Annotated in this window: 26 protein-coding genes and 1 tRNA gene; 16 read left to right on the top strand and 11 right to left on the bottom strand. The window is 68.4% G+C overall.

All coding sequences use genetic code 11. The annotated features are described in order from the left end of the window. Positions 1–31: 31 nt before the first annotated feature. The 5 genes from ACFCQI_RS01215 to ACFCQI_RS01195 form a co-directional block, all read right to left on the bottom strand. Entirely contained in the window at positions 32–985 is a 954-nt protein-coding gene (locus ACFCQI_RS01215; RefSeq protein WP_395119566.1) for an aspartyl/asparaginyl beta-hydroxylase domain-containing protein, read from the bottom strand. 102 nt (positions 986–1,087) lie between these two features. Beyond that, positions 1,088–1,225, bottom strand: a complete 138-nt coding sequence (locus tag ACFCQI_RS01210) for a hypothetical protein (protein WP_395119565.1) — start codon at positions 1,223–1,225, stop codon at positions 1,088–1,090. Positions 1,226–1,611: 386 nt separating this feature from the next. Continuing rightward, positions 1,612–2,994 carry a PhoH family protein gene (locus ACFCQI_RS01205; RefSeq protein ID WP_395119564.1) on the bottom strand — a complete coding sequence of 461 codons (1,383 nt, stop codon included), beginning with the start codon at positions 2,992–2,994 and terminating at the stop codon, positions 1,612–1,614. A gap of 63 nt (positions 2,995–3,057) precedes the next feature. Next, positions 3,058–3,519, bottom strand: a complete 462-nt coding sequence (locus ACFCQI_RS01200; protein WP_395119563.1) for a peroxiredoxin — start codon at positions 3,517–3,519, stop codon at positions 3,058–3,060. Between the two features lie 248 nt (positions 3,520–3,767). Further along, positions 3,768–4,283 (bottom strand): glycine cleavage system protein R, encoded by a 516-nt coding sequence (locus ACFCQI_RS01195; RefSeq protein ID WP_395121213.1) that lies wholly within the window; start codon positions 4,281–4,283, stop codon positions 3,768–3,770. A gap of 185 nt (positions 4,284–4,468) precedes the next feature. Between ACFCQI_RS01195 and dapA the strand changes: the two genes are divergently transcribed. Both dapA and ACFCQI_RS01185 read left to right on the top strand, forming a co-directional pair. Further along, complete coding sequence (dapA, locus tag ACFCQI_RS01190; RefSeq protein WP_395119562.1) at positions 4,469–5,347, top strand: 4-hydroxy-tetrahydrodipicolinate synthase; 879 nt, start codon at positions 4,469–4,471, stop codon at positions 5,345–5,347. Positions 5,348–5,397: 50 nt separating this feature from the next. Continuing rightward, complete coding sequence (locus tag ACFCQI_RS01185; protein ID WP_395119561.1) at positions 5,398–5,994, top strand: hypothetical protein; 597 nt, start codon at positions 5,398–5,400, stop codon at positions 5,992–5,994. A 78-nt stretch (positions 5,995–6,072) separates the two neighbouring features. Here the strand turns inward: ACFCQI_RS01185 and fdxA are convergent, their stop codons facing one another. Both fdxA and ACFCQI_RS01175 read right to left on the bottom strand, forming a co-directional pair. Continuing rightward, positions 6,073–6,396 carry a ferredoxin FdxA gene (fdxA, locus tag ACFCQI_RS01180; protein ID WP_395119560.1) on the bottom strand — a complete coding sequence of 108 codons (324 nt, stop codon included), beginning with the start codon at positions 6,394–6,396 and terminating at the stop codon, positions 6,073–6,075. A gap of 329 nt (positions 6,397–6,725) precedes the next feature. Next, positions 6,726–6,801 (bottom strand) — tRNA-Glu (locus tag ACFCQI_RS01175). A 181-nt stretch (positions 6,802–6,982) separates the two neighbouring features. Here ACFCQI_RS01175 and pcnB point away from each other — a divergent pair. The 5 genes from pcnB to panD all read left to right on the top strand — a co-directional run bounded on the left by pcnB (position 6,983) and on the right by panD (position 11,037). After that, positions 6,983–8,338, top strand: coding sequence for a polynucleotide adenylyltransferase PcnB (gene pcnB / locus ACFCQI_RS01170; RefSeq protein WP_395119559.1), 1,356 nt, complete (start codon positions 6,983–6,985; stop codon positions 8,336–8,338). After that, positions 8,335–8,820, top strand: coding sequence for a 2-amino-4-hydroxy-6-hydroxymethyldihydropteridine diphosphokinase (gene folK, locus ACFCQI_RS01165; RefSeq protein WP_395119558.1), 486 nt, complete (start codon positions 8,335–8,337; stop codon positions 8,818–8,820). The genes pcnB and folK overlap by 4 nt, the downstream gene beginning before the upstream one ends. A 33-nt stretch (positions 8,821–8,853) precedes the next feature. Beyond that, positions 8,854–9,684, top strand: a complete 831-nt coding sequence (gene panB, locus ACFCQI_RS01160) for a 3-methyl-2-oxobutanoate hydroxymethyltransferase (protein WP_395119557.1) — start codon at positions 8,854–8,856, stop codon at positions 9,682–9,684. A 17-nt stretch (positions 9,685–9,701) separates the two neighbouring features. After that, on the top strand, positions 9,702–10,547 hold the full coding sequence (gene panC / locus ACFCQI_RS01155; protein WP_395119556.1) for a pantoate--beta-alanine ligase: 846 nt from the start codon (positions 9,702–9,704) through the stop codon (positions 10,545–10,547). A gap of 97 nt (positions 10,548–10,644) precedes the next feature. Next, complete coding sequence (panD, locus tag ACFCQI_RS01150; RefSeq protein ID WP_136258177.1) at positions 10,645–11,037, top strand: aspartate 1-decarboxylase; 393 nt, start codon at positions 10,645–10,647, stop codon at positions 11,035–11,037. A 51-nt stretch (positions 11,038–11,088) separates the two neighbouring features. Here the strand turns inward: panD and queG are convergent, their stop codons facing one another. Then, a complete protein-coding gene (gene queG / locus ACFCQI_RS01145; protein WP_395119555.1) occupies positions 11,089–12,171 on the bottom strand; it encodes a tRNA epoxyqueuosine(34) reductase QueG in 1,083 nt (360 codons plus the stop codon). A 41-nt stretch (positions 12,172–12,212) separates the two neighbouring features. On the opposite strand from queG, the gene ACFCQI_RS01140 reads away from it, so the two are divergent. From ACFCQI_RS01140 to ACFCQI_RS01120, 5 genes are all read left to right on the top strand, one after another. Next, the gene (locus tag ACFCQI_RS01140) at positions 12,213–13,703 is read left to right on the top strand and encodes an NAD(P)H-hydrate dehydratase (RefSeq protein WP_395119554.1); all 1,491 of its coding nucleotides are present in this window, start codon (positions 12,213–12,215) and stop codon (positions 13,701–13,703) included. An 8-nt stretch (positions 13,704–13,711) separates the two neighbouring features. Further along, a complete protein-coding gene (gene tsaE / locus ACFCQI_RS01135) occupies positions 13,712–14,173 on the top strand; it encodes a tRNA (adenosine(37)-N6)-threonylcarbamoyltransferase complex ATPase subunit type 1 TsaE (RefSeq protein WP_395119553.1) in 462 nt (153 codons plus the stop codon). 180 nt (positions 14,174–14,353) lie between these two features. After that, positions 14,354–15,814 (top strand): N-acetylmuramoyl-L-alanine amidase, encoded by a 1,461-nt coding sequence (locus ACFCQI_RS01130; protein ID WP_395119552.1) that lies wholly within the window; start codon positions 14,354–14,356, stop codon positions 15,812–15,814. 35 nt (positions 15,815–15,849) lie between these two features. Then, positions 15,850–17,643: a DNA mismatch repair endonuclease MutL gene (gene mutL, locus ACFCQI_RS01125; RefSeq protein ID WP_395119551.1), complete on the top strand. Its 1,794-nt coding sequence runs from the start codon at positions 15,850–15,852 to the stop codon at positions 17,641–17,643. Positions 17,644–17,779: 136 nt separating this feature from the next. Continuing rightward, positions 17,780–18,709, top strand: a complete 930-nt coding sequence (locus tag ACFCQI_RS01120) for a DUF1684 domain-containing protein (RefSeq protein ID WP_395119550.1) — start codon at positions 17,780–17,782, stop codon at positions 18,707–18,709. Between the two features lie 21 nt (positions 18,710–18,730). Here ACFCQI_RS01120 and ACFCQI_RS01115 read toward each other — a convergent pair whose 3' ends face one another. Next, entirely contained in the window at positions 18,731–19,513 is a 783-nt protein-coding gene (locus tag ACFCQI_RS01115) for an enoyl-CoA hydratase/isomerase family protein (RefSeq protein ID WP_395119549.1), read from the bottom strand. Positions 19,514–19,647: 134 nt separating this feature from the next. Between ACFCQI_RS01115 and ACFCQI_RS01110 the strand changes: the two genes are divergently transcribed. Genes ACFCQI_RS01110 through ACFCQI_RS01095 form a run of 4 tightly spaced genes read left to right on the top strand, consistent with a single transcriptional unit; the run spans position 19,648 to position 22,056 of the window. After that, positions 19,648–20,391: an FKBP-type peptidyl-prolyl cis-trans isomerase gene (locus ACFCQI_RS01110; protein ID WP_395121211.1), complete on the top strand. Its 744-nt coding sequence runs from the start codon at positions 19,648–19,650 to the stop codon at positions 20,389–20,391. Positions 20,392–20,426: 35 nt separating this feature from the next. After that, the gene (locus ACFCQI_RS01105) at positions 20,427–20,615 is read left to right on the top strand and encodes a DUF1289 domain-containing protein (RefSeq protein WP_395119548.1); all 189 of its coding nucleotides are present in this window, start codon (positions 20,427–20,429) and stop codon (positions 20,613–20,615) included. Further along, complete coding sequence (locus tag ACFCQI_RS01100; protein ID WP_395119547.1) at positions 20,612–21,205, top strand: NUDIX hydrolase; 594 nt, start codon at positions 20,612–20,614, stop codon at positions 21,203–21,205. The genes ACFCQI_RS01105 and ACFCQI_RS01100 overlap by 4 nt, the downstream gene beginning before the upstream one ends. Continuing rightward, positions 21,202–22,056: a sulfurtransferase gene (locus ACFCQI_RS01095; protein WP_395119546.1), complete on the top strand. Its 855-nt coding sequence runs from the start codon at positions 21,202–21,204 to the stop codon at positions 22,054–22,056. Before ACFCQI_RS01100 ends, ACFCQI_RS01095 begins: the two co-directional genes overlap by 4 nt. Positions 22,057–22,120: 64 nt before the next feature. On the opposite strand, the gene ACFCQI_RS01090 is transcribed toward ACFCQI_RS01095, so the two are convergent. Continuing rightward, a complete protein-coding gene (locus ACFCQI_RS01090; protein ID WP_395119545.1) occupies positions 22,121–22,885 on the bottom strand; it encodes an enoyl-CoA hydratase/isomerase family protein in 765 nt (254 codons plus the stop codon). A 16-nt stretch (positions 22,886–22,901) separates the two neighbouring features. Next, complete coding sequence (locus ACFCQI_RS01085; RefSeq protein WP_395119544.1) at positions 22,902–24,356, bottom strand: DUF4139 domain-containing protein; 1,455 nt, start codon at positions 24,354–24,356, stop codon at positions 22,902–22,904. Between the last annotated feature and the right edge of the window lie 78 nt (positions 24,357–24,434).

Here is a 24,434-nt window from a genome sequence, read left to right as displayed (position 1 = left end):
CAGGACGCATGGATGGAGCGAAACGTGACCGCTAGCGGAGCAATGGCCAGGGAGCCAGGAAAATCAGCCATAGCAGCACAAGGATGCCGACGTATTTTCCGGCCTTGTACAGCTTCTTGTGACGCCGCTTGAACGCCGCCTTCCATTGATGCATGGCGCCCTTGCGCTGGCTCCACGCGTACAGGCGGTTGATGAAGCCGGTCTTCTCGGTACCGGTGTCGCTGTTGGGCGAAGCGGTGATCTTGCCCATGAACGCGCCCACGCGATGGTTGATCGCACTCATCCAGCGCGTGCGCAGCGGGCGCTCCACGTCGGCGAACAGGATCACCCGGGTCTGGTCGGTCTTGTTCTCCACCCAGTGCACGAAGGTCTCGTCGAACACCACGTCCTTGCCGTCGCCCCAGGCGTGCTCTTCGCCATCGACGAAGATGCGGCAGTCGCGCGAGTTCGGCGTGATCAGGCCCAAGTGATAGCGCAGCGAACCGGCAAACGGATCGCGATGCGGATTGAGCTTGCTGTTGGGTGCCAGCGTGGCGAACATCGCCGCCTTGATTCCGGGGATCGCATTGAGCAATTCCACCGTCTTCGGGCACAGCGCCTGGGCCGAGGCCAGCGGCTCGCCGTACCACTTGAGGTAGAAGCGCTTCCAGCCCTGCTTGATGAAGCTGTTGAAACTGGCGTCGTCGTTCTTCGTGGTGCCGCGAATGTGTCCCCGGTCCGTCAGGTGCAGCGCCTCGGCCCGGATCGTCTCCCAGTTTGCCTGCAGCAAATCCAGCTCGGGAAATCCGCGACGGTCGAGTATCGGCTTGGCCGGCACCGCCGAGAACGCGTACATCAGCAGGTTGTAAGGCGCGAACACTGCCGAGTGATCCACCAGCTGGCGGTCGAAACGCAACCGCACCCGCCCGCGCAAATGCACCAGCAGCACGCACAGTGCGAAGAAGGCGAACAAGAGCAACAGGATGAGGCGCGGCGTCACGAACATGGGCAGAGGAACCACGGAGCCAGCAATGTCGTGATTCTACTCGACCGATGGCAACATCAGTTGACGGCGGCCCGGCCGGACGCCATTTCGTGCGACTTGTCTTTACGGCAACAGGCGCGATTTGCGCTTGAGGAAACTGCCGGCAATCCACATCAACCGTATGGCGGAAACCGCCAACGCCGTGCCCAGGCCGAGAACCAGCATGATCTGGAACAATTGCATCAAAAGTGCGGTTGACATGGCGGTCCTTGCTTGGTCGTGAGAGGCGAAAACTCGGTCTTGGCTTTGGCAACGGCAACACATTCTACGTGACGGGGCCGGTACCACGTGCGATCACGTTCTTCAGCCACCGGATGCGGATTCGCGCGTGCGCCGTTCCCGCGGCCAGGTTGGCCAGCCTCGACGGGTCACCGCATTCAAGGCTTGCCCCCCAACTGTTTGGCACGATTTCCCATGGACGTGCCCGCAATGGATCGTTGGACACCGGCAAGTCCAACCTGCGTTCCGCGTCGCGGCTGGTCAACCGCGCGCAGCGCATCGGATGTTCACCATGATGGCAGGAGTGGTGTTGCCTGGCAGGTATTCCGCTACCGGGCTTCCGAACGCCGAAAACCGAAAGCCAGCTCCTACATCATCTCCGCCGCGAAATCCGCCAACCGCGACCTCTCTCCCCGCCGCAACGTGATGTGCGCCGAATGCTCCCAGCTCTTGAAGCGATCCACCGCATAGGTAAGCCCGGAGGTGGTTTCGGTGAGGTAGGGAGTATCGATCTGTTCGACGTTGCCGAGGCAGACGATCTTGGTGCCGGGGCCGGCGCGGGTGATCAGGGTCTTCATCTGCTTCGGGGTGAGGTTCTGGGCCTCGTCGATGATCAGGTAGCGTGACAGGAAGGTGCGCCCGCGCATGAAGTTGAGCGAGCGGATCTTGATGCGCGAGGCGAGCAGGTCGTTGGTGGCCTGGCGGCCCCAGCTGCCGCCGTCCTCGGGGTTGGCGAGCACTTCGAGGTTGTCGGTGAGCGCGCCCATCCACGGTGTCATCTTTTCCTCTTCGGTGCCGGGCAGGAAGCCGATGTCCTCGCCGACGGAAACGGTTGCGCGGGTCATGATGATCTCGCGGTAGCGCTGCTGGTCCATCACCTGGGCCAGGCCGGCGGCCAGCGCCAGCAGGGTCTTGCCGGTACCGGCGTTGCCGAGCAGGGTGACGAAGTCGATCTCCGGGTCCATCAGCGCGTTGAGCGCGAAGTTCTGCTCGCGGTTGCGCGCACCGATGCCCCAGACGTGATGGTTGGCGTGCGAGTGGTCGTCCAGAAGCATGAGCGTCGCGTGCTCGTCGTCCAGTTTCTGCACGCGCAGTTCGATCTCGTTCTCGCCGGGCAGGTAGAGGCACTCGTTGGGATGCCACGCCTCGTCCTCGCGGCGATCGAGCTGGTAATAGGTACGGCCGTGATCGGTCCACGAGTGCACTTCCGGGTGCAGCTCCCAGAAGTTCGCCGGCAGTTCGGTCGAGCCGGTGTAGAGCAGGGAGAAATCGTCGAGCGCGCGGTCGTTCTCGTAATCCTCCGCAACCAGGCCGTTGATGCCGGCCTTGATGCGCAGGTTGATGTCCTTGGTGACCAGGATCACGTCGCGATCCTGGTTCTGGTCGCGCAGCTCGATCACCGCGGCGAGGATCTGGTTGTCGGCCTTGGTGTGGCCGTTGCTGCTGATGCGATGCTGGAAATAGAGCCGACCGGCCGAGCCGCCGCGCTTGAGCTTGACTCCTTGCGGATTGGCCAGTTCCAGCCCTTCCGCCAGGTCGTGCTGCTTGCCGGCCTCGATCAGTTCGTTGAGGAAGCGACTGACCTGGCGGCCGTTGCGCGAGACTTCCGAAGCACCTTTCTTCTTCTCGTCCAGCTCCTCCAGGACGGTCATGGGGATGAAGACGTCGTGTTCCTCGAAGCGGAACAGCGAGGTCGGGTCATGCAGCAGGACGTTGGTGTCGAGAGCGTAGATGCGCTTGCTTCCGGTCATGCGGAAGTGTCCTCGCTGGTGGGTGGGCAAATCGGATGGCGACAACTCATCAGGGCGAATGGCTCAGGCGGCGGGGATCGCGTCAAGCACGGCCTGCGCGTGGCCGGGGACTTTCACCCCGCGCCATTCGGCGGCGAGCTTGCCGCCGGGGTCGATCAGGAAGGTGCTGCGCACGATGCCGAGGTGGCGCTTGCCGTAGAGCACCTTCTCGTGGATCACGTCGAAGGCCTGGCACCAGGTTTCGTCGGCGTCGGATATCAGCGGGAACGGCAGCTCCTGCTTCGCGGCAAAGTTGGCGTGTGATTTCGGTGAGTCGCGTGACACGCCGATGACCTGCGCGTGACGCTGGCGGAACTTCGCGTGCAAGTCGCGGAAGTCCCTGGCCTCGTTGGTGCAGCCGGGGGTCGAATCCTTCGGATAGAAGTACACGACCAGCCATTGGCCGCGGTAGTCGGAAAGCTTCAGCTCGGTGCCGTCGCCGGTGGTGCCTTTCAGTGCGGGAAGTTTCTTGCCGATGGCGGGCATGGGGCATCCTGCGCGGCCTGCGCGGCCGTGCTTGCGGTGGGATGGAAGGGAGACGTGGCGCGGATGACGACAGTGCGGCGGCGAGGCGACCGGGCAAGCCGGGGCCGGCTGGCGTGAATCGACTCGCGGTTCTGCAATGCTGACGTCCTCCGGCAGGGCCACGGCCACAGACTAGCGCGCCCGGGGTGGCGGATGACAGGTCTTGTCAGGGCAAGGCGTTCGCGCGATGCTCGGCGGACGGCAACACTTCAGAACTTCACCGGGTCCATGATCGCGTCGAGGTTCATGCCGTCGCACAGTTCCAGGAAATCGTCGCGCAAGGCGGCGATGTGGATGTCCGCCGGGATGCCGATGGTGAACTGGGCCTGGAACATCTCCGCGCCGGTCTGCATGGCGCTATAGCGGGTGGAGTTCAACTGCTCCACGCTGATTTCGTGCTGGGCGAAGAACTCCACGATGCGGGCGACGATGCCGGGGCGATCGGCGGCCACCACTTCCACCAGGTAAGGCAGCTGCGCGCTGTTGCCGCGCTGGCCGGTGCGGTAGTGCACCAGGCGCAGGCTTTCGTCGCGGGCCAGCTTGGTCAGTGCGGTTTCCAGCTTGGCCAGCGCATCCCAGGCGCCGCTGGCGAGCAGCATCAGCGAGACCTCGGTGCCGATGGTGGAGACACGCGATTCGGAAAGGTTGCAGCCGGCGTCGGCAATGCGGCGGGCCAGCGCCAGCAGCGGCGACTTGTCGGCCGGAGTGAGCGCCTGGATCAGCAACTGGCTGTCGCCAGTCGTGCGTCCGGCCGCGTGCGAGGCAGTGGAGGGAGATTTCAAGGAGGTCCACCTGTGGGCAGCATTCCGCCCGATGCGGAAGCATCAGGTTACTCCCATCGAGCTTACTTGCCCGTCTTGCGAAGCGGCAAGTAACATGCAGGGCTTGCCGTTGCAGCGGAATCGAGCACGTGGACATTCGTGGAAGCATCTGTGCGCTGGTCACGCCGTTCGCGGCCGACGACAGCCTCGACCTGGCGGCGTTCGGCCGCCTGATCGAACAGCAGATCGCCGGCGGCACCCAGGCGCTGGTGGTGGCCGGCTCGACCGGCGAGGCGCACATGCTGGAGGCGGGCGAGTTCGACCGCCTGCTGACGTTCGCGATCGAGCGCGTGGCAGGTCGCGTGCCGGTGATTGCCGGCACCGGCGAGGCCGGTACCGCGAAGACCATCGCTGCCACGCGTCGTGCGCAGGAGCTGGGCGCGGATGCGGCACTGGTGGTGGTGCCGTACTACGTGCGCCCCACGCAGGAGGGCCTGTGGCGACACTTCACCGCGGTCGCCGATGCAGGCGGCTTGCCGGTGCTGCTCTACAACGTGCCCGGTCGCACCGGTTGCGACCTGCTGCCGGAGACGGTGGCGCGCCTGAGCGAGCATCCGGCGATCATCGGCATCAAGGAAGCGCGGGGCGATGCGCCGCGGATCGCCGCGCTGGCGGAACTTGCGCGCGCGGATTTCGTCTATCTGTCCGGTGACGACGCCAGCGCCGGTGCGGCGATGCTTGCCGGTGCGGCCGGCACCGTCTCGGTGGTGGCCAACCTGGTGCCGCGGCTGTTCCGCGCCCTGTGCGACGCCGCCACGGCGGGCGACGAGGCGGCCACGGCACGGTGCCGGGATGCACTGGAACCCTTGCTGCACGCGCTGGACTGCGCGCCCAATCCGATCGCGGTCAAGGCCGGACTGCCGCCGCTGGGGCTGGGCTCGGCCCGGCCGCGGTTGCCGCTGGTGGAACTGCCCGACGGCCCGGATCGCGCCCGCTTGCACCAGGCGCTGTCCAGTCTGTCATCCTAGACACCTGCGCCCGCTGATCCGGGCCTGGCTCACTCACGGAATCCGATTCGATGAAGAAAACCTCGCTCCTCGTGGCCTTGCCGGCCGTCGCGCTCGCCGGCCTGCTGCTCTCCGGTTGCGGCATGTTCCGTTCGCACAGCGCGTGGCAGAAGGCCCGGCAGGAGGCGCCGCTGGAGATTCCGCCCAGCATGGATCGTCCCTCCACCAGCGACGCCCTGGTGATCCCGCCGCCGGGCGCGAACCAGCCGACGGCGGACGGCGCGACTGCCTCCGTGGCGGGCGTGCCGGGCCAGGCAGGGCAGATCTCCGACGGCTTCGTGCACGAGGGCACGGTCGACAGCGTGTACCAGCAGGTGGGCAAGGTGCTGGCCGACGGCAAGGCGGGCCAACTGGTCAGCCACGACGACGCCACGCACTCCTACGTGGTCAGCGTGACGGCGGCCGCCACCGGCAAGAAGCGCGGTTTCTTCTCGCGACTGTTCGGCCGGCACCGGGATGATTCTGCCAGCACCGCCGGTGGCGGCATGCACCAGGTACAGGTCAACGTGGAGAGCCGCGGCGACGCCGGCAGCGAGATTCGCGCGCAGAGCGATTCGCTGGGCGCGGTGGCCAAGGTGATCGATCGGCTGAAGTCGAAGCTGGATTGATCGCAAGCGCGCCACGCAGGCGAAAACGCCGCCCGGAGGGGCGGCGTTTTCGTTTCGACATCGTGACGGCAGGCCGGTTCAGCGCTCGAGCAGCGCCAGCTTGTCCGGCTTGCCTTCCCAGTCGCCGGCATCGGCGGGAGCGTCCTTGCGCTCGGTGATCACCGGCCAGCTCTTGGCCAGCTCGGCGTTGAGCGCCACCAGCGGCTCCTGCCCCACCGGCACGTCGTCCTCCGGGTAGATCGCGTTGATCGGGCACTCCGGCTCGCACAGGGTGCAGTCGATGCACTCGTCCGGGTCGATCACCAGGAAGTTCGGGCCTTCGTGAAAGGCATCCACCGGGCACACCTCGACGCAATCGGTGTACTTGCACTTGATGCAGTTGTCGATGACGACGAAAGTCATGAAGTCAACTCGGCTGTAGGAAGGGGCAGATGGAACGCTCTTCTGAAAAACGACGCAGATCCACGGCAAAGTACACCGAAGGGCTCTCGCGGGGTTCGGCAGAGGGCTCTTTTGAAAAGTGCGGCCATGGATGGCCGCTTCTGATCCGGCCGAAGGCCCGGAACTCCCTGCTGTCCGGATGTTCCCGGACAACCGCGATCGGGGATGATCGCACAGGTGACAGACAGTGCGGCCATGGATGGCTGCTTTTGATCCAGCCGATAGCCGGTAACCTTGGGCTACCGCACTCCTTCCAGACCATGGCAATCATGGAAGATTGCACAACCAAATGGCGCTCCCTACGAGACTCGAACTCGTGTTCCCGCCTTGAGAGGGCGGTGTCCTGGGCCACTAGACGAAGGGAGCGTTGTGCGGCGAAGCGCGCTAGTATAGCGGAATTGCTTCGCGCGGCAACGCCCGATCGACGCGCGTCGAAGCCTGCCGCGCAGGTGCACAGATCGTCGTCCTGCCGCGGCTATTTGTTGATGCTCGGCATCGTGAACATGGCAAGCACGGGGCGCCTGCGTCCCGCAAGGATTCCAACCGCTTGAACCCCACACCAGGCACCGATCCCACCCCCGCGCTGCGAATCATTCCGCGCGACCAGCACATCATTTCGCGGGCGAACATCAGCAAGGCCGCGCTGCGCGTGCTGTACCGGCTGCATGACGCCGGTTATGCCGCCTACCTCGTCGGTGGCGCGGTGCGCGACCTGTTGCTGGGGTTTCGTCCGAAGGATTTCGACGTCGCCACCGACGCCACGCCGGAGGAGGTCAAGAAGCTCTTCCGCAACTGCCGCCTGATCGGGCGACGGTTCCGCCTGGCGCACGTGGTGTTCGGCCCGGAGATCATCGAAGTCGCCACCTTCCGCGGCACCGGCGAGGAAGGCGAGGGCGACCGCCACATCGTCGACGGCCGCATCGTGCGCGACAACATCTGGGGCACCATCGAGGAGGACGCGCTGCGCCGCGATTTTCGCGTCAATGCCCTGTATTACGACATCAGCGATTTCTCCGTGCGCGATTACGTCGGCGGCATGCAGGACCTGCACGATCGCGTGCTGCGCCTGATCGGCGACCCCGAGGTGCGCTACCACGAAGATCCCGTGCGGATGCTGCGCGCCGCGCGGCTGGCGGGCAAGCTCGGCATGCGCATCGACGCGGCGGCGGCGGCGCCTTTCGAATCGCTGGGGCCGCTGCTGGGCGACGCCGCGCCGGCGCGGCTGTTCGACGAATCGCTGAAGATGTTCCTGTCCGGCAACGGCCTGAAGAGTTTCCGCATGCTGGAGCAGTGCGGCCTGCTGAAGTTCCTGTTCCCGGCCACCGCGCGCGCGCTCAAGCGTGGCGATGCGGCGTTGCGCTCGCTGGTGGAGCAGGGCCTGGCCAACACCGATGCGCGCATTGGCGAAGGCAAGTCGGTCACCCCCGCGTTCCTGTTCGCGGTGCTGCTGTGGGGCGAGGTGCGCGACGAGGCCCAACTCGGCATCGAGCGCGGCCTGGACAGCGCCGAGGCGTGGTCGCGCGCGGCTGCCAAGGTGGTCGGCGAACAGTGCCAGCGGGTGGCGATCCCGCGGCGCTTCACCTTCACCATGGAAGAGATCTGGTCGCTGCAGCCGCGTTTCGAGCAGGTGCAACGCAAGCGGGTGTTCCGCCTGATGGCACATCCGCGGTTCCGCGCGGCGTTCGATTTCCTGTTGTTGCGCGCCGACGAATCGCCGGCGATGCGTGAGCTGGGGCAGTGGTGGGCGCACGCCCAGCGCCTGCCGCAGGACGTGCTGGCCGCGGCCTTGCCGGTGCTCAGCGGCGCGGCTGCGGCAGAGGCTGCTCCCGCACCGGCGGTGCGCAAGCCGCCGCGCCCGCGCCGGCGCCGGCGCAAACGCAGCGACAACCCGGCCTCCGAATGACCCTGGCCTACGTGGCGCTGGGCAGCAACCTCGGTGAACCGCGCCAGCAGGTACTCGACGCGTTCAACGCGCTCGCCGAGCTGCCCGGCACCTGCTTGCTGCAGCGCTCGCCGCTTTACCGCACGCCGCCCTGGGGCGTGCTCGATCAACCATCCTTCATCAATGCCGTGGCCGAGCTGGAAACGACGCTGTCGCCCGAAGCGCTGCTGCAGCACCTGCTGGCGATCGAGCAGCGCGCCGGCCGCGTCCGCGCCGAACGCAACGGGCCACGCACGCTCGACCTGGATCTGCTGCATGTCGAGGGCGTGCGTCGCGACGACCCGGCATTGACCCTGCCGCACCCACGGTTGGCCGAGCGTGCCTTCGTGCTGTTGCCGCTGAACGATGTCGTACCGGATCTGCACCTGCCCGGCCAGGGGCGCGTGGCCGAGCTGCTGGCGCGGGTCGACCCGGCCGGTTGCGAGCGGCTGCTTGCGCCATAATCGGCAGTCACCCTCGCCGACCAGGAAACCCCCGTGTACGTGCAGAACGCCAATCTCCCCGACCGCAAGCCGGTGACCGTGCCGGGCCTGCGCGCGATGAAGGCGCAAGGCCAGCGCATCACCATGCTGACGGCCTACGACGCCAGCTTCGCCTGGCAACTGGAAGCGGCGGGCATCGACGTGGCGCTGGTCGGCGATTCGCTCGGCATGGTGGTGCAAGGACACGCCAGCACCTTGCCGGTGACACTCGACCAGATGGTCTACCACACCGCAGCCGTGGCGCGCGGCTTGTCCGCCACCTTGCTGGTGGCCGACCTGCCGTTCATGGCCGATCGCGACGTCGCCCACGTGCTCGCGGCCGGTGCGCGGCTGGTCGGTGAAGCGGGTGCGGCGATGGTGAAGCTCGAAGGCGCCGCCGCGCACGTGCTGGAGGGCATCGCCGCGCTGACCGCGCGGGCCATGCCGGTATGCGCGCATCTGGGACTGACCCCGCAATCCGTGCACCGCTTCGGCGGTTTCCGCGTCCAGGGCCGGGAGCAGGCCGCTGCGGATCAACTGGTGGCCGACGCGTTGGCGGTGCAGGCGGCGGGCGCGCAATTGCTGGTGATGGAGGGCGTGCCGGTCGAGCTGGGCCGGCGCGTGACCGCGGCGGTGGAGATCCCGGTGATCGGCATCGGCGCCGGCCCGCATTGCGATGGCCAGGTGCTGGTGATCCACGACATGCTCGGCGTCACGCCCGGCAAGCGCCCCAAGTTCAGCAAGGATTTTCTCGCCGGCCGCGATTCTGTGGCAGCGGCGATCCGCGCCTATGCGGACGACGTGCGCAGCGGTGCCTTTCCGGCGCCGGAACATTGTTTCAACTGAGCTGACGAGTTTCCACCATGCAAACGGTTCAGGATGCGCCGGCGTTGCGCGCCGCGGTTCGCGGCTGGCGCAGCAAGGGCCAGACGGTCGGCTTCGTGCCGACCATGGGCAATCTGCACGCCGGCCACCAGTCGCTGGTGCGGCTGGCGCGGGCGCGTGCCGATCGGGTGGTGGCGAGCGTGTTCGTCAATCCGACCCAGTTCGGCCCCGGCGAGGATTTCGAGCGCTACCCGCGCACCCTGGTGCACGACCAGGCGGCGCTGGCCGACGAAGGTTGCGACCTGCTGTTTGCACCCGAGGTCGCCACGATCTATCCCTACGGCGCCGCGCTCAGCGTGAACCTGCGCGTGCCGCAGGTCACCGCCACGCTGGAAGGTGCCCACCGGCCCGGGCACTTCGATGGCGTGGCCACCGTGGTGTGCAAGCTGTTCAACCTGGTCAATCCGGACCTGGCCGTGTTCGGGCAGAAGGATTTCCAGCAGCTCAAGGTGATCGAGCGCATGGTGCGCGACCTGTCGCTGCCAGTGAAGGTGATCGCCGCGCCCATCGTGCGCGACGACGACGGGTTGGCGCTGAGTTCGCGCAACCAGTACCTCTCGGCGCAGGAGCGTGCGCGGGCGCCGCTGATCCACGACACCTTGCTGAAAATGCGCGAATTGCTGGGCCAGGGCCACGCCTGGCGCGCCGTGGAGCAGGTGGCCGAAGCCCAGCTGACCCGCGCCGGCTTCGTGCCCGACTACGCGGCGATCCGCCGGGCCGGGGATCTCGCCGAGCCGGACGATGGCCAGCGTGACGGGCTGGTGGCGCTGATCGCCGCGCGGCTGGGCGGCACCCGGCTGATCGACAACTTGCTGTTGGACTGAGCCGCCCGCACATATCGTGGGCGGGCCGTTGATGTTGCAGCGCAGCGCCATCGGTTCGATAATCGCCGACTTTGCGGAGCACCGCGGGAACAACGTCATGCACCTGAACATGCTCAAGGCCAAGATCCACCGCGCCACGGTGACGCACGCCGAGCTGCACTACGAAGGCTCGATCGCGATCGACGGCTTGCTGCTGGATGCGTCGGGCATCCGCGAGTACGAGCAGATCCACGCGTGGAACGTCAACAACGGCAAGCGCTTCGTCACCTACGCGCTGCGCGCCGAGGAAGGCTCGGGGATCATCTCGGTGAACGGCAGTGCCGCGCATCGGGCCAAGCCCGGCGACATCGTCATCATTGCCGCCTTCGCCCAGCTGAACGAGGCGGAGCTGGAGAAATTCCAGCCCACCTGCGTGTACATCGCCGCCGGTGAAGGGAACCACATCAGCCACACCAACCGCTCGATCCCCAAGCAGATGGCCGCTGCCTGACGGTCGGGCCCGGGCTTGCCGGCGGCGCCGTCGCCGGCTTGACCGCGGGATTCAGCCGGCGCGCCGTTTGGCCGCTTGCTGCGCCAGCGCCCAGGCGACGTGTTCGCGCACCAGCGGCGAGGCATCGTCGGCGCGGCTGGCGAGGGCGGCGTCGACCGAGTCACCGGGAGGCGCGTTGCCCAGCGCCACGGCGATATTGCGCAGCCAGCCTTCGTAGCCGGTGCGGCGGATCGCCATGCCTTCGGTACGTTTGAGAAACTCCTCCTCGCTCCAGCCGAACAGCTCGACCAGCTTCGCGCCGTCCAGGCTGTGCCGCGGCGCGAAATCCGCCTCGGTGGCGACCTGCGCGAACTTGTTCCAGGGGCATACCAGCTGGCAGTCGTCGCAACCGAAGATGCGGTTGCCCATCGGCGCGCGCAGATCTTCGGGAATGCTGCCCTTGAGCTCGATCGTGAGATACGAAATGCAGCGTTTGGCGTCGAGCTGGTACGGCCCGGTGATTGCCTGGGTCGGGCACACCTCGATGCAGCGCGTGCAGGTGCCGCAGTGCGCGCTGGCCGGAGCATCCACCGGTAGCGGCAGGTCGGTGTACAGCTCGCCGAGGAAGAAGTACGAGCCGGCATGACGGTTGATCAGCACGGTATGCTTGCCGATCCAGCCCAGCCCCGAGTTGCGCGCCAGCGCTTTTTCCATCACCGGCGCGGAATCGACATAGGCGCGATGGCCGAACTCGCCCACCGCGGCGCGGATGCGCTCGGCCAGTTTCTGCAGGCGGTTGCGCATCAGCTTGTGATAGTCGCGGCCCAGCGCGTAACGCGAGACGTAGCCGGCTTCGCCGTCGCCGAGCACGTCCCAGGCGTTGGCGGTGCCGGGTGGGGCGTAATCCATGCGCACCGAGATGACGCGTTGCGTGCCCGGTTCCAGTTCAGCCGGACGGGTGCGCTTGCTGCCGTGTCTGGCCATGTACTCCATCTCGCCGTGCCGGCCGGCATCGAGCCAGTGCTGCAGATGCCGCTCATCCTCGGCGAGGTCGACACCGCTGATGCCGGTCTCGGCAAACCCCAGTTCGCGCGCCCAGCGCTTGATGTCGCGGGCGAGCGCGGCGTAATCGGGTGAGGCGGAAGCGGACGGCACGGACATCCGCATAGTCTAGTCGCACCCCTATAATTCGCCGCATGTCCGAACCTTCGCCCCGCGACCTGTACACCGTCGACGACATGCGGCGGATCGATCGCGCCGCGCTGGATGCACTGGGCATCTCCGGCAGCGAGTTGATGCGCCGTGCCGCCAGCGACGCCCTGCGCAGCCTGCACCGGCGCTGGCCGCAGGCGCGCAGGCTTCGCGTGCATTGCGGCCCGGGCAACAACGGCGGCGATGGCTTCCTGCTTGGCGTGCTGGCGCGCGAAGCGGGCCTGCAGGTCGACATGGTGGCGCTGGCCGACACGTCGCGCGGCGATGCCGCATCGGCGCGTGCCGCGTGGGTGGACGCCGGCGGTGCAGTGCATGCCGTCGACGCACTGCACGAATTGCCGGAGCCCGACCTGCAGGTGGATGCGCTGTACGGCATCGGCTTGAACCGCGCGCCCGAGCCGGCTGCCGCGGCGCTGATCGAACGCATCAACGGCAGCGGCATCCCCGTCCTGGCGCTCGACGTGCCGTCCGGGCTGGACGCCGACAGCGGGCAGTGCCCCGGTGCCGCGATCCGCGCGGATCTCACGGTCACCTTCATCGCCGACAAGCGCGGCCTGCACACCGGTCGCGCGGCCGACTGCACGGGCGTGCTGGAGCTGGCGACGCTGGGCGTGCCGGCCAGTGCGTTTGCGCAGGTGGCGCCGGACGCGCATCTGCTTGTTGCCGCGAGCCTGCCGCCGCGCCGTCGTTATGCCAACAAGGGCAATTATGGCCATGTGCTGGTGATCGGTGGCGGGCAGGGCATGGCCGGCGCCGTGCACCTGGCCGGCGCGGCGGCACTGCGCGCCGGTGCCGGCCTGGTCAGCGTCGCCACGCATGCCGAACACGTGGGCGCGCTCAACGCGGCGCGACCGGAATTGATGGCCCAGGGCGTGGACGGCCCGCAGGCGCTGCAGCCGCTGCTGGAGCGTGCCGGTACGCTGGCGCTCGGCCCCGGGCTCGGCCAGTCCGCGTGGTCGCATGCGCTGTGGCTGACCGCGCTGGATGCCCGCAAGCCGCTGGTGCTCGACGCCGACGGCCTCAATCTGCTGGCGAAGGAGCCTCGGCGATTCACCGCGCCGACCGTGCTGACACCGCATCCGGGCGAGGCGGCGCGATTGCTCGGCCGTTCCGTGGAGGCGGTCGAGCGTGACCGTTTCGCGGCCGCGCGCGAGCTGGCCGCGCGCTTCGATGCCGTCGTGGTGCTGAAGGGCGCCGGCAGCCTGGTGGCCGATCCGAATGGACGTCTGGACGTCTGTCCGTGGGGCAACCCCGGCATGGCGTCCGGCGGCATGGGCGATCTGCTCACCGGCATCGTCGCGGCCATGCTCGCGCAAGGCTGCGACGCCTGGCAGGCGGCACGCCTCGGCGTCGGCCTGCATGCGCGGGCCGGCGACCTCGCCGCATGCGAGGGCGAGCGCGGCTTGCTGGCCAGTGACCTGCTGCTGCCGCTGCGGCGGCTCGGCAATGCCGTTCCCTGTGAAACCGACGAATGAACGGGACCATGTCCAACGAGCTTTCCCGCAGCTTGCCGGACGAGGCCGCGACCGCCGCACTGGCGCAACGCGTGGCCGGCCTGCTGGATCACGGCCTGGTGGTCTACCTGCATGGCCCGCTCGGCGCCGGCAAGACCAGTTTCGCCCGGGCCCTGCTGCTGGCGTTGGGTGTGGGCGAGCGGGTCAAGAGCCCGACCTACAGCCTGGTCGAGGGCTATGCGACCGCGCAGCGACCGGCCTGGCATCTCGACCTGTACCGCATCGCCGACCCCGCCGAGCTGGAGTGGCTGGGCCTGGACACGCTGGCCGACCCGGCTGCGCTGGTGCTGGTGGAGTGGCCCGAACGCGGTGCCGGCGCCTTGCCGGCGGCGGATCTCCACGTTCATCTCGATTACGCCGGGCCCGGTCGCCAGGCCGTCCTGCGTGCCGATACCGTGCGTGGCGACGAGTTGCTCTCGCGCCTGTCCTGACACTCCAAGTGACTATTTCTGCTTGGGTTTTCCCCGGTCGCCGAATCGGGCAGGGAGCTGTTCGAAATGTGGCACTTGCGGCCGATAACTTGATATCCCCTGATGAATGCACTGCAGGTGGCGGATATTAAAAGGAAAACCCGCTTGCATTCAGATGGCGACTGCGTTTCAATGCGGCCCATGCGGGGTTATCTGAACAAGCTGGCCGGTTGGGGCGTCGCGGTGATGCTGGCGGCGTTTTTGCCGTGCGCGGCGCAAGCCGCCCAGGTCAAGGACGCCCGCGTCTGGGCAGGTCCGCAGTACACCCGCGTGGTGCTCGATGCGGACGGTCCGCTGCACTACACGATCGCGCAAAAGGACGGCCGGATCGTGGTGGACCTGCGCGACAGTCAGGCTGCGGGCGGCTTCTCCGCGCCGGCGGCACAAGGCTTGTTTCGTGGCATCAGCCATGCGCGTCGCGGCGACGACCTGCAACTGATCGCCACGGTCGATCCCGCCAGCACGCTCAAGAGTTTCGTGCTCAAGCCCACCGCCGACGAAAATTACCGGCTGGTGCTGGATCTGTACCCGGGCAGCGCGCCGAGCGCCAAGGCGCCGGTCGCCGAGGCGCCCGCTGCCAGCGCGCCGGTCCCGACCGTCAACTACAGCAACCCCACGCGCAGCCGCCGGGTCGCCGCCGAGCAGGCTGCGGCGATGCTCAACGGACAGCGCGCCGTGGTGGTGGCGATCGACGCCGGCCATGGCGGCAAGGACCAGGGCGCCCACGGTCCGGCCGGCACGCTGGAGAAGAACGTCACCCTGGCGGTGGCGCGCGACCTCGCTGCCGAGATCAACCGGCAGCCCGGCATGAAGGCGGTGCTGACTCGCGATGGTGATACCTTCATCCCGCTCAAGCGCCGCTACGAAATCGCCCGCGAGCACAACGCCGACCTGTTCGTGTCGATCCATGCCGACTCCTTCACCAGCGACGACGCCCGCGGCTCGTCGGTGTGGGTGCTGTCGCCGCGCGGCAAGACCAGCATGGCTGCGCGCTGGCTCGCCGACGGGCAGAACCGCGCCGACCTGATCGGCGGCATCAGCCTGGACGACAAGGACGACGGCCTCGCCAAGGTGTTGCTGGACCTGCAGCAGGGCTGGGCGATCCAGGCCAGCGACGAGGTGGCCGGCAATGTGTTGCGCGCGCTGGCCAAGCTAGGCCCGACCCATCGTGGCCATGTCGAGCGCGCCAACTTCGTGGTGCTGCGTTCGCCCGACGTGCCTTCGATTCTGGTGGAGACGGCCTTCATCAGCAACCCGGCCGAAGAGCGCAAGCTGCGCGACCCGTCGCACCAGAAGCTGCTGGCCAACGCGGTGATGTCCGGCGTGAGGAATTATTTCGAATCGACGCCGCCGCCGGGCACCTGGTTCGCCGCGCAGGCGGCCAGGCGCCGCGGTGTGCGCGTGGCAACCGTCGACACGTCCGCCGGCAGCGCCGTCAAGGCGACGGGTGGCGCCGCGGATACGCACAAGGTCGCACGCGGCGAAAGCCTCAGCGGCATCGCGCAGCAATACGGAATCAGCGTGGGCGCGCTCAAGACCGCCAACCAGATCCGCAGCAACATCGTGCAGGCCGGCGCGGTGCTGACGATCCCGTCTGGCTGATCCGTCTTCCGACGGCAGGCTGCTAAAGTCCGCGGATGGCCAACATCCGCGCGCTTCCTCCCGAACTCATCAATCAGATCGCCGCCGGCGAGGTCATCGAGCGGCCGTCCTCGGTGGTCAAGGAACTGGTCGAGAACAGCCTCGACGCCGGCGCCATGCGCATCGAGGTGGACATCGAGGCTGGCGGCGCGCGGTTGATCCGTGTGCGCGACGACGGCGGCGGCATCGCGCTGGACGACCTGCCGCTGGCGGTGGCCTCGCATGCCACCAGCAAGATCGGCAGCTTCGACGATCTCGAACACGTCGCCAGCATGGGTTTTCGCGGCGAGGCGCTGGCCTCGGTGTCGTCGGTGTCGCGCTTCGCGCTGGTCTCGCGCACCGCCGGCCAGGAGGCCGCCTTCCGTATCGAGGTCGATGGCGGCCGGTTGCAGGCCGCACGCCCGGCGCAGCACCCACCGGGCACCAGCGTGGAGGTGCGCGACCTGTTCTACAACGTGCCGGCGCGCAAGAAATTCATGCGCGCCGAGCGCACCGAATTCGCGCACATCGACGATCTGCTGAAGTCGCTGTCGCTGGCGCGCAGTTCGGTGGAGTTTCGACTCAGCCACAACGGCAAGCCGGTGCGCGTGTGGAAAGCGGCGCGCGACGAACAGGCCGCACTGCAGCGCGTGGCCGAAGTGCTCGGCGCGGAATTCCCGCAACGCAGCCTGCGCGTCGAGCACGCCGCCGCCGGCTTGCAGTTGTCCGGCTGGGTCGGCTTGCCCACCGCGTCGCGGGCGCAGGCCGATGCGCAGTATTTCTACGTCAACGGGCGCCTGGTGCGTGATCGCATCGTCGCCCACGCCGTGCGCCAGGCGTATGCCGACGTGCTGTTCCACGGTCGCCACGCCGCCTTCGTGCTGTACCTCGAACTCGACCCGGCCGGGGTCGACGTGAACGTGCACCCGGCCAAGCACGAGGTGCGTTTCCGCGAGCAGCGGCTGGTGCACGATTTCCTGTTCCGCACCCTGCACGAGGCATTGGCGCAGACGCGCGCGGGGCAGGTGGGGTCGCCCGCGCACGAGGCCGAGGGCGGCCTGCGCATGGCCGCGGCCGCACCGATGCCGATGCCGGCGGCATGGCCGGCCAGCGCGAGCCAGAGCCGGCTGTCGCTGGGCGTGCGCGACGAGCCGCTGGCCGATTACGCCGCGCTGCTTGGCACCGCCGCCAACGCGGTGCCGATGCCCGAGCCCGAACCCGGCGAGGCGCCGCCGCTGGGTTTCGCGATTGCCCAGCTGAAGAACATCTACATCCTCGCCGAGAACGCTGCCGGGCTGGTGCTGGTGGACATGCATGCGGCGCACGAGCGGATCACCTACGAGAAGCTCAAGGCCGGTCGCGTGTGCAGCAACCTGCGTTCGCAGTTGCTGCTGGTGCCGCTCGGCATCGCGGTGAGCGCAAGGGAGGCCGCCGCCGCCGAGGAACATGCCGACGCGCTGGCCGAGTGGGGCCTGGAGCTTTCGCGCAGCGGCCCGTCGGGCGTCGTGGTGCGGCGCATCCCCGCGCTGCTCGACGGGGCCGACGTGGCGCAACTGGCCCGCGACGTGCTGGCCGAACTGGCCCAGCACGGCAGCTCGCGCCGCCTGCAGGAGCTGGAGAACGAACTGCTTTCCACCATGGCCTGCCACGGCTCGGTGCGCGCGGGGCGCCGCCTGACCCTGCCGGAAATGAACGCGCTGCTGCGCGAGATGGAAGAGACCGAGCGCTCCGGCCAGTGCAATCACGGGCGGCCAACGTGGGCGCAGTTGTCGTTGGGCGAGTTGGACAAGTTGTTCATGCGGGGGCGGTGAGAGCCGGGGTTGGGGATTCGCGGGAGCAAGGGCGCGGCGCGTCACGCCGGGGCTCGGGGCCGTTTCGGACGGCGGCTTGCCGACGGCGCGCGCTGCTGCGCATACTCGATGCTTTCACCGATGCGGGATCGTCCCCATGTTGCGTACCGCCGCCTTCGTCCTTGCCATGCTTTCCGGAGTTGCCACCGTGTCTGCCGCCGATGTCCCGTCACCCAGCGCCACCTACACGCAGCAGATCGAGCAATGGCGCGCCGCCCGCGTGGCGCGGCTCACCGCGCCGACGGGATGGCTCAGCCTGATCGGGCTGGAATGGTTGAACGAGGGCGCCAACCGCGTGGGCAGCGCCGCCGACAACGACATTGTGCTGAAGGCCGGCCCCGCGCACCTGGGTACGGTGACGCTGGCGCCGGATGGCGGCTTGCACCTGGCGCTCGACCCGGCCAGCGGCGCCACCGTCGACGGCAAGGCCGTGACCGAAGCCGCGCTGGTCGACGACATGCACGCCGCCGCCGATGCCGATCCCACCACCGTGCGTTTCGGCAAGGCCAGCTTCTACGTGATCGAGCGCGATGGCCGCAAGGCATTGCGGGTGAAGGACGAGGACGCCGAGTCGCGCCGGCATTTTCTCGGCATCGACTATTTCCCGATCGACGACGCCTGGCGCATCGAGGCCGACTGGGTCCCGTTCACGCCACCGCACGACCTGGCGATGGGCTCGGTGATCGGCACCATCGACACGGTCAAGGTGCCCGGCAAGGCGGTGTTCCGGCGCGACGGCCACACCTTCGAGCTGTTGCCGTACCAGGAGGAACCGGGCGGCGAGCTGTTCTTCGTGCTGGCCGATCGCACCTCCGGCAAGGAAACCTACGGCGCCGCGCGTTTCCTCTACGCCGCGCTGCCTGCCGGCGGTCTCGACCATCCGGGCAAGGTAGTGCTGGATTTCAACAAGGCCTACAACCCGCCCTGCGCGTTCACCTCGTTCGCGACTTGTCCGCTGGCGCCACCGGAGAACCGGCTGGACGTCGCCATCACCGCCGGCGAAAAGAAATACCGCGGTGGGCACTGACCCGTAACTTTGTCGGGGGGCTCATCGCCCCTTGAACGCGGCCTTGCGCTTCTCCAGGAACGCGCGCGTCCCCTCGCGCATGTCCTCGGTGGAGAACATCAGCGCGAAACCCTGCGTCTCGAATTCCAGCCCCTGGTCGAGCGACGTCTCGCCACCTTGCAGCACGGCATCGAGGATGCCGGCGGCGGCCAGCGGCGCGGCGGCGGCGAGCTGGTCGGCCAGCGCTTCCACGGTTTCGTCCAGCGCCTCGGGTGCCACCACGCGGTTGACGATGCCCAGTTCGTACGCGCGTTGCGCGTTGACCGGGGTGCCGGTGAGGCACAGTTCCAGCGCGGCGCTGCGCCCGGCCAGGCGCAGCAGGCGCTGGGTGCCGCCGAAGCCGGGGATCAGGCCGAGGTTGATTTCCGGCTGGCCGAACTTCGCCTTTTCGCTGGCCACGCGCAGGTGACAGGCCATCGCCAGCTCCATGCCGCCGCCCAGCGCGAAACCCTGCACGCGCGCGACCACCGGTTTGCCCAGCCGTTCGATGCTGCTCATCAGGCGCTGCCCGGCGCGCGAGAACGCCTGCGCCTGCACGCTGCTGCAGCCGCTCATCTCGCTGATGTCGGCGCCGGCCACGAACGCCTTTTCGCCGGCGCCGGCGAGCACCACCACGCGCACGGCGTCGTCCTGCGCGGCCTGGGCAAAGGCCAGCGTCAGCTCGTTGAGCGTCTGCCGATCCAGCGCATTGAGCTTGTCGGGGCGGTTCACTACGATCGTGCGCACCGCACCGCGGTTGCCGAGTTCCAGATTGCGATAGGCCATGGCCGGTTCCTGTGAGTGCAGGCCGCCGATGGTAGCAGCGGGAACCTTTGCCGATGGCGGGGTTCTCAACTCGCGTATGCATCAGCGGCACGCGTGCGGGGCCGCGATACCTCACCACGGCGGGCATGGATTCGATGGCGAAAGGCGTGACACATCTGGCGGCGTGGCTGCTGATCGGCGTGTTGCCGGGTGGCATGCTGCCGGCGCATGCGGCACAGGCTGGCGCGCCCGCGCAAGCCGCCAGCACGGCGAAACCCGACAAGGTCAAGTTGTCCTATGCGATCGGCTACCAGATCGGCAGCCGCTTCGCCGGCGGCTCGCCCGAGGTGGATCTGTCCACCCTGCAGCGCGCGATCGCGGACGCCTACGCGCGTCACCAGCCGCGCGTCCCGATTGGCGAGATGCAGGCGCAATTGCAACGCCTGCAGCAACAGATGCACAGCGACGCCCTGGCCGAGTTCAAGCGCATCGCTGCGGCGAATGCGAGCAAGAGCGCGGCGTTCATGGCGGAAAACCGCAAGAAGCCGGGCGTGGTGCAGCTGCCTTCCGGCATCCAGTACGCGGTGGTGCACCAGGGTAGCGGCACGGTGCACCCGAGCCTGACCAGCACGGTGGTGGTGAACTACCGCGGCATGCTGGTGGACGGTACCGAGTTCGACAGCACCTGGGCGCATGGCGCGCCAGCGACGATCGCGGTCGACCAGGTCATTCCCGGTTGGCGCGACGTGCTCCCGCGCATGCGCGTGGGCGATCGCTGGAAGGTGGTGATCCCCTCGCGGCTCGCATACGGCGAGGAGGGCGCGCTGCCGCGCATCGGGCCCAACGAGGCGCTGCAGTTCGTGATCGAACTGATCGAGATCAAGCCGCCGCGGGGCTGAGGGGCTGAATCCGGCCGGTGCTAACATGCGCCGACATGCCGAACGATCCCGCGCCGCAGCCAGTTCCGCCCCTGACTCCCTGTACCGGCGTGTGCCGACTGGACAGCCACGGCTACTGCATCGGCTGCCGCCGCAGCGGCGAGGAAATCGGCCGCTGGCGCGCGATGAGCGATCCCGAACGCCGCCACGTGATGGACGTGCTGCTGCCCGGTCGCCGGCCATGATGGATACCCTGGTGCAGGCGCTGCGGCCCTTGTCCGCACCGCCCGAAGGTCCGGCCTGGAACCACGCCGAGGTGAACGAATGGCTCGGCGACCAGGCGCGCCTGCCGGCCGCCGTGCTGCTCGGCATCCGCGAAGGCGTGCAGCCGCGGCTGGTGTTTACCGTGCGCGACGCGCGCCTGCCGGCACATGCCGGCCAGGTGGCGTTTCCGGGCGGGCGCAGCGAGCCGCGGGATGCCGATGCCGTGGATACCGCGCTGCGCGAGAGCGAGGAGGAGATCGGCCTGAGTCGCGCGCTGGTGAAGCCGCTGGGTTTCCTCGATCGCTTCGAGACGATCAGCGGCTACAGCGTCACGCCGGTGGTGGCGAGCATCGCGGCCGAGGCCCGCCTGTATCCGTCGCCCGATGAAGTGGCCGAGGTGTTCGAGGTGCCGCTGACGTTCCTGTTCGACCCGGCCAACCTGCGTCGCTACACGATGGAGTTCCGTGGGCAGCAGCGGCCGATGGTGGAATTCGTCCACGCCGGACACCGCATCTGGGGCGCCACCGCCGCGATGCTTTGCAACCTGCTGGAGAGGATGGACCGCACATGAGCCTGAAAACTACCCTGATCGACGTCGACGCGTTGGCCGCGCTGACGCCACGCGACGTACTGATCGTGGATTGCCGCTTCGAGCTTTCCAACCCCGCCGGCGGCGCGCGTGATTACGCGCAGGGCCATGTGCCCGGCGCAATCTACGCCAGTCTCGATCGCGACCTGTCCGACCTGTCGCGCCAGGCCGAAGGTCTGGGCCGCCACCCGCTGCCGCTGGAGGCGGCGTTCAGCGCATTGCTGTCGCGCTGGGGCTGGCGCGACGGCATGCAGGTGGTGGCCTATGACGCCGCCGGCGGCGCGCTGGCGGCCGCGCGGCTTTGGTGGCTGCTGCGCCTGACGGGCATTCCCGCCGCGGTGCTGGATGGCGGCTGGGCCGCCTGGACGGCGGCGGGGAAGCCCGTCGAACGCGGCGAGCCCGCGCCGCGACCGTCCAGCGATGTTTCGCTGCGCTACGACGCCAGCCAGCTGCTGCTCGATCACCGGGCCGTCGCCGATGGCGCCTCGGGCCAACTACTGGACGCGCGCGGCGCGCCGCGCTACCGCGGGGATACCGAGCCGCTGGACCGCGCCGCCGGCCACGTCCCCGGCGCGCTGAACCGCCCGTTCGCCGACAACCTCGATGCCAATGGCCACTTCAAGCCGGCGGTGCAGTTGCGTGCCGAGTTCACCGCCGTGCTCGGCGCCACCGAACCCTCGCACGTGGTGCACATGTGCGGCTCCGGGGTCACCGCCTGCCACAACCTGCTGGCGATGGAACACGCCGGCCTGCACGGCTCGCGGCTGTACGCGCCATCGTGGAGCGGCTGGGTCAGCGACCCGTCGCGACCAGTGGCAACAGGCGAGGAGTGAGTGGAGAGGTGGGAGAAAAGAGAGTGGAAGCGAATGCTCGACCTCACTCCTCACTCCTCTTTACTCACTTCTCGCTCTTGCTCTTCAGCCGCGCCACCAGCGCCTGCAAGGTGGCCTGCGTCTCCGGGTGGAAGAACGCTTCGACGAAGTCGTCCAGCGGCAACGCGTCCAGGTCGGCGTAGGCGTTGGCGAGATCGGCGCGGGCCAGGCGGCGGGTGGTGAGCATGGCGTGCTTCGGCAGCGCCAGCAGTTCGTCCAGCCAGCGCAGCGCGCGGGTGGTGACCTGTTCGACGGCGGTGGTTTCGTCGACGAAGCCGCAAGCCAGCGCGTCGGCCGATTCGATCATGGCGCCTACCACCAGCAGGCGCTCGGCGCGGTAGGTGCCGACCACGCGACGCAGCGCCAGCTGGATCGCCTCGGGCACGATCAGGCCGACCTGCACCTCGTTGAGGCCGATCCGGTACGGGCCGTCGGCCATCACCCGGTAGTCGCAGAACAGCGCCAGCACCGCGCCGCCGGCCGGGCTGTGACCGGTGATCGCCGCGACCAGCGGGATCGGCGCGCGCGCCAGCGCGCCGCACAGGGCGAAAAATTCCCGCCAGTATTCGCGAACCCCGGCGCGGTCGCGCTGCAGCAGGGCGGGCACGTCGACGCCGGCGGAGAACAGGCCGGGCGCGCCGGACAGCACGATGCCGCGCACGTCGTCGCGCACGCTGTCGTCGATCGCCTTGCGCAGCGCCTGCAGCAGTTCCAGGTTCAGCGCGTTGACCGGCGGGCGGGCGAGCTGGATTTCACGGATGGCATGGTCGTGCGTGATGAGGTTGAGCATGATCGACTCCGTTCGGTTACTGCGGCTGTTGGTCGGCGGTCCAGCTGTAGCGCACGGCATAGCTCAGCGTGGCCTTGCCGTTGGCGGGCACTTCTACCCGGAACTCGAGCGTGTCGGCGTCCTGCTGCGCGGGCTTGCTGCTGGAGGAGACCAGCTTCCACTCGCGCCAGCGCGAGGGATGCTCGCGCACCGTCACGGTACGCGCGCTGTCGCCGGCATTGCTGAGCTCGATGCGGAAGGCCTCGTCGAGGGTGCGGCCGTCCTTGTCGACGTGGAAGCTGGTGCGCGTGCGTTCGGCACGCAGGTCGAACGGCGTGCCCAGGGTGATCGTGGCGTCGCTGCCCTTGGGCGTGTCGTTGATGCGGCCTTCACCGATGAACTGCGGCACGCCGTGGCGGTCGTGTTGGAGCACGCGCAGGTAACCGGCGGGCAGGCTGTCGAAGGCCTTCAGTTGCAGCGTGCTGACGATGGCGCCGACGCCTTGCTGGAAGTCGCGCTGGATGACAGGCTGCTGCGGCTCGAAGGCATTGCCGTTCTCCAGCAAGGTGGTGCGCTCGCAATCCATCGTGCGCGTGGCATACAGCGGCACCTGGCTGACGCTGCCGTCGGGCAGGCTCACCTTGTCGGGCAGGGTGAAGCTGCGGTAATCGCCCAGGCTGTCCTGCTGCGGCATCGCCTCGGCCTTGGCGCTGTAGCCGCGCGCCATCGCCATCATCGGGCGCGGGCCGGAATCCCTGGCCATGTTCGGCTCGCCGGCGATCAGGGTGAGCTGGGCGTCTTGCCAGTCGCGCCCGCTGCGGTTGGCGATGCTGGCGCGCGATTCGAACTGCATGCGACAGGCATTGCCCGGCTGCAGCGTCGCCACATACGCAGCGCGCCAACCCAGGCCGGCGGTGGGATAGCTGAGCACGGCGCGCGCCCGGCCGGCGCGGGCGGCGTCCACGCGCAGGCTGAGGCTGGAGCCAAGCGGGAAGCTGCCGCCGTTGCTGCGCACCGCCGCGTAATCGCGCACCAGCGTGGTGCCGCTGACGCCGCTGACGCCGCGGACCAGCAGGCCGTTGCCGGCACGCAGCAACGTGCCGTTGGCCAGCGATTCGCCGTTGCTGCCCAGCACGTTGACCTCCTGTCCGACCAGACCGGACAACGCGCCGTCGTTGCCTTGCGCCAGCAACAGCCGCTGCGAGATCACCGTGGCATCGTTGTCGGGAAAGGCCAGCGCCAGCGCCTCGGCGTCCAGCGCATTCGGCAAGTTGCCGATGGTCACGTCGTGGGTGCCCGCGGCCAAGGTCAGCGCGCGCTGTTCGCGCACTACCGCGTAGCCCGCGTCGACGTCGCCGCCCTGGCTGGCATACAGGGAGGGGTTGTCGCTGCGGTACAAGCTCAGTGCCGTGCTGTCGGCCGTCTGCGCGTTGGCAGTGCCGGCCAGGGCGGTGAGACAGGCGAAGGCGAGGAGGTGGCGGGCTGTCGTCATGGTGCATTCCATGGTGGGGACCGAACGGCCATCATAACGATCACGCGTGCAGCGCGCGTCGGCGGGGTGCGCGTGCGA

This window comes from Rhodanobacter sp. FW102-FHT14D06 (genome assembly GCF_043950705.1).
Lineage (GTDB): Bacteria > Pseudomonadota > Gammaproteobacteria > Xanthomonadales > Rhodanobacteraceae > Rhodanobacter.
The sequence above is the reverse complement of the archived record's forward strand: the minus strand, read 5'-3'. Positions and strand labels throughout refer to the sequence as shown.

Excerpts from the sequence above, each read along its gene's own strand:
- ACFCQI_RS01115 (WP_395119549.1), bottom strand. The coding sequence starts at position 19,513 with ATGGCCTATCGCAATCTGGAACTCGGCAACCGCGGTGCGGTGCGCACG.
- mutL (WP_395119551.1), top strand. The coding sequence starts at position 15,850 with ATGGCCAACATCCGCGCGCTTCCTCCCGAACTCATCAATCAGATCGCC.
- ACFCQI_RS01215 (WP_395119566.1), bottom strand. The coding sequence starts at position 985 with ATGTTCGTGACGCCGCGCCTCATCCTGTTGCTCTTGTTCGCCTTCTTC.
- ACFCQI_RS01095 (WP_395119546.1), top strand. The coding sequence starts at position 21,202 with ATGAGCCTGAAAACTACCCTGATCGACGTCGACGCGTTGGCCGCGCTG.
- ACFCQI_RS01140 (WP_395119554.1), top strand. The coding sequence starts at position 12,213 with ATGTCCGAACCTTCGCCCCGCGACCTGTACACCGTCGACGACATGCGG.
- ACFCQI_RS01105 (WP_395119548.1), top strand. The coding sequence starts at position 20,427 with ATGCCGAACGATCCCGCGCCGCAGCCAGTTCCGCCCCTGACTCCCTGT.
- ACFCQI_RS01110 (WP_395121211.1), top strand. The coding sequence starts at position 19,648 with ATGGCGAAAGGCGTGACACATCTGGCGGCGTGGCTGCTGATCGGCGTG.
- ACFCQI_RS01085 (WP_395119544.1), bottom strand. The coding sequence starts at position 24,356 with ATGACGACAGCCCGCCACCTCCTCGCCTTCGCCTGTCTCACCGCCCTG.
- ACFCQI_RS01090 (WP_395119545.1), bottom strand. The coding sequence starts at position 22,885 with ATGCTCAACCTCATCACGCACGACCATGCCATCCGTGAAATCCAGCTC.
- fdxA (WP_395119560.1), bottom strand. The coding sequence starts at position 6,396 with ATGACTTTCGTCGTCATCGACAACTGCATCAAGTGCAAGTACACCGAT.
- ACFCQI_RS01205 (WP_395119564.1), bottom strand. The coding sequence starts at position 2,994 with ATGACCGGAAGCAAGCGCATCTACGCTCTCGACACCAACGTCCTGCTG.
- folK (WP_395119558.1), top strand. The coding sequence starts at position 8,335 with ATGACCCTGGCCTACGTGGCGCTGGGCAGCAACCTCGGTGAACCGCGC.
- ACFCQI_RS01185 (WP_395119561.1), top strand. The coding sequence starts at position 5,398 with ATGAAGAAAACCTCGCTCCTCGTGGCCTTGCCGGCCGTCGCGCTCGCC.
- ACFCQI_RS01200 (WP_395119563.1), bottom strand. The coding sequence starts at position 3,519 with ATGCCCGCCATCGGCAAGAAACTTCCCGCACTGAAAGGCACCACCGGC.
- ACFCQI_RS01100 (WP_395119547.1), top strand. The coding sequence starts at position 20,612 with ATGATGGATACCCTGGTGCAGGCGCTGCGGCCCTTGTCCGCACCGCCC.
- ACFCQI_RS01120 (WP_395119550.1), top strand. The coding sequence starts at position 17,780 with ATGTTGCGTACCGCCGCCTTCGTCCTTGCCATGCTTTCCGGAGTTGCC.
- panC (WP_395119556.1), top strand. The coding sequence starts at position 9,702 with ATGCAAACGGTTCAGGATGCGCCGGCGTTGCGCGCCGCGGTTCGCGGC.
- ACFCQI_RS01130 (WP_395119552.1), top strand. The coding sequence starts at position 14,354 with ATGCGGGGTTATCTGAACAAGCTGGCCGGTTGGGGCGTCGCGGTGATG.
- panD (WP_136258177.1), top strand. The coding sequence starts at position 10,645 with ATGCACCTGAACATGCTCAAGGCCAAGATCCACCGCGCCACGGTGACG.
- ACFCQI_RS01210 (WP_395119565.1), bottom strand. The coding sequence starts at position 1,225 with ATGTCAACCGCACTTTTGATGCAATTGTTCCAGATCATGCTGGTTCTC.
- tsaE (WP_395119553.1), top strand. The coding sequence starts at position 13,712 with ATGTCCAACGAGCTTTCCCGCAGCTTGCCGGACGAGGCCGCGACCGCC.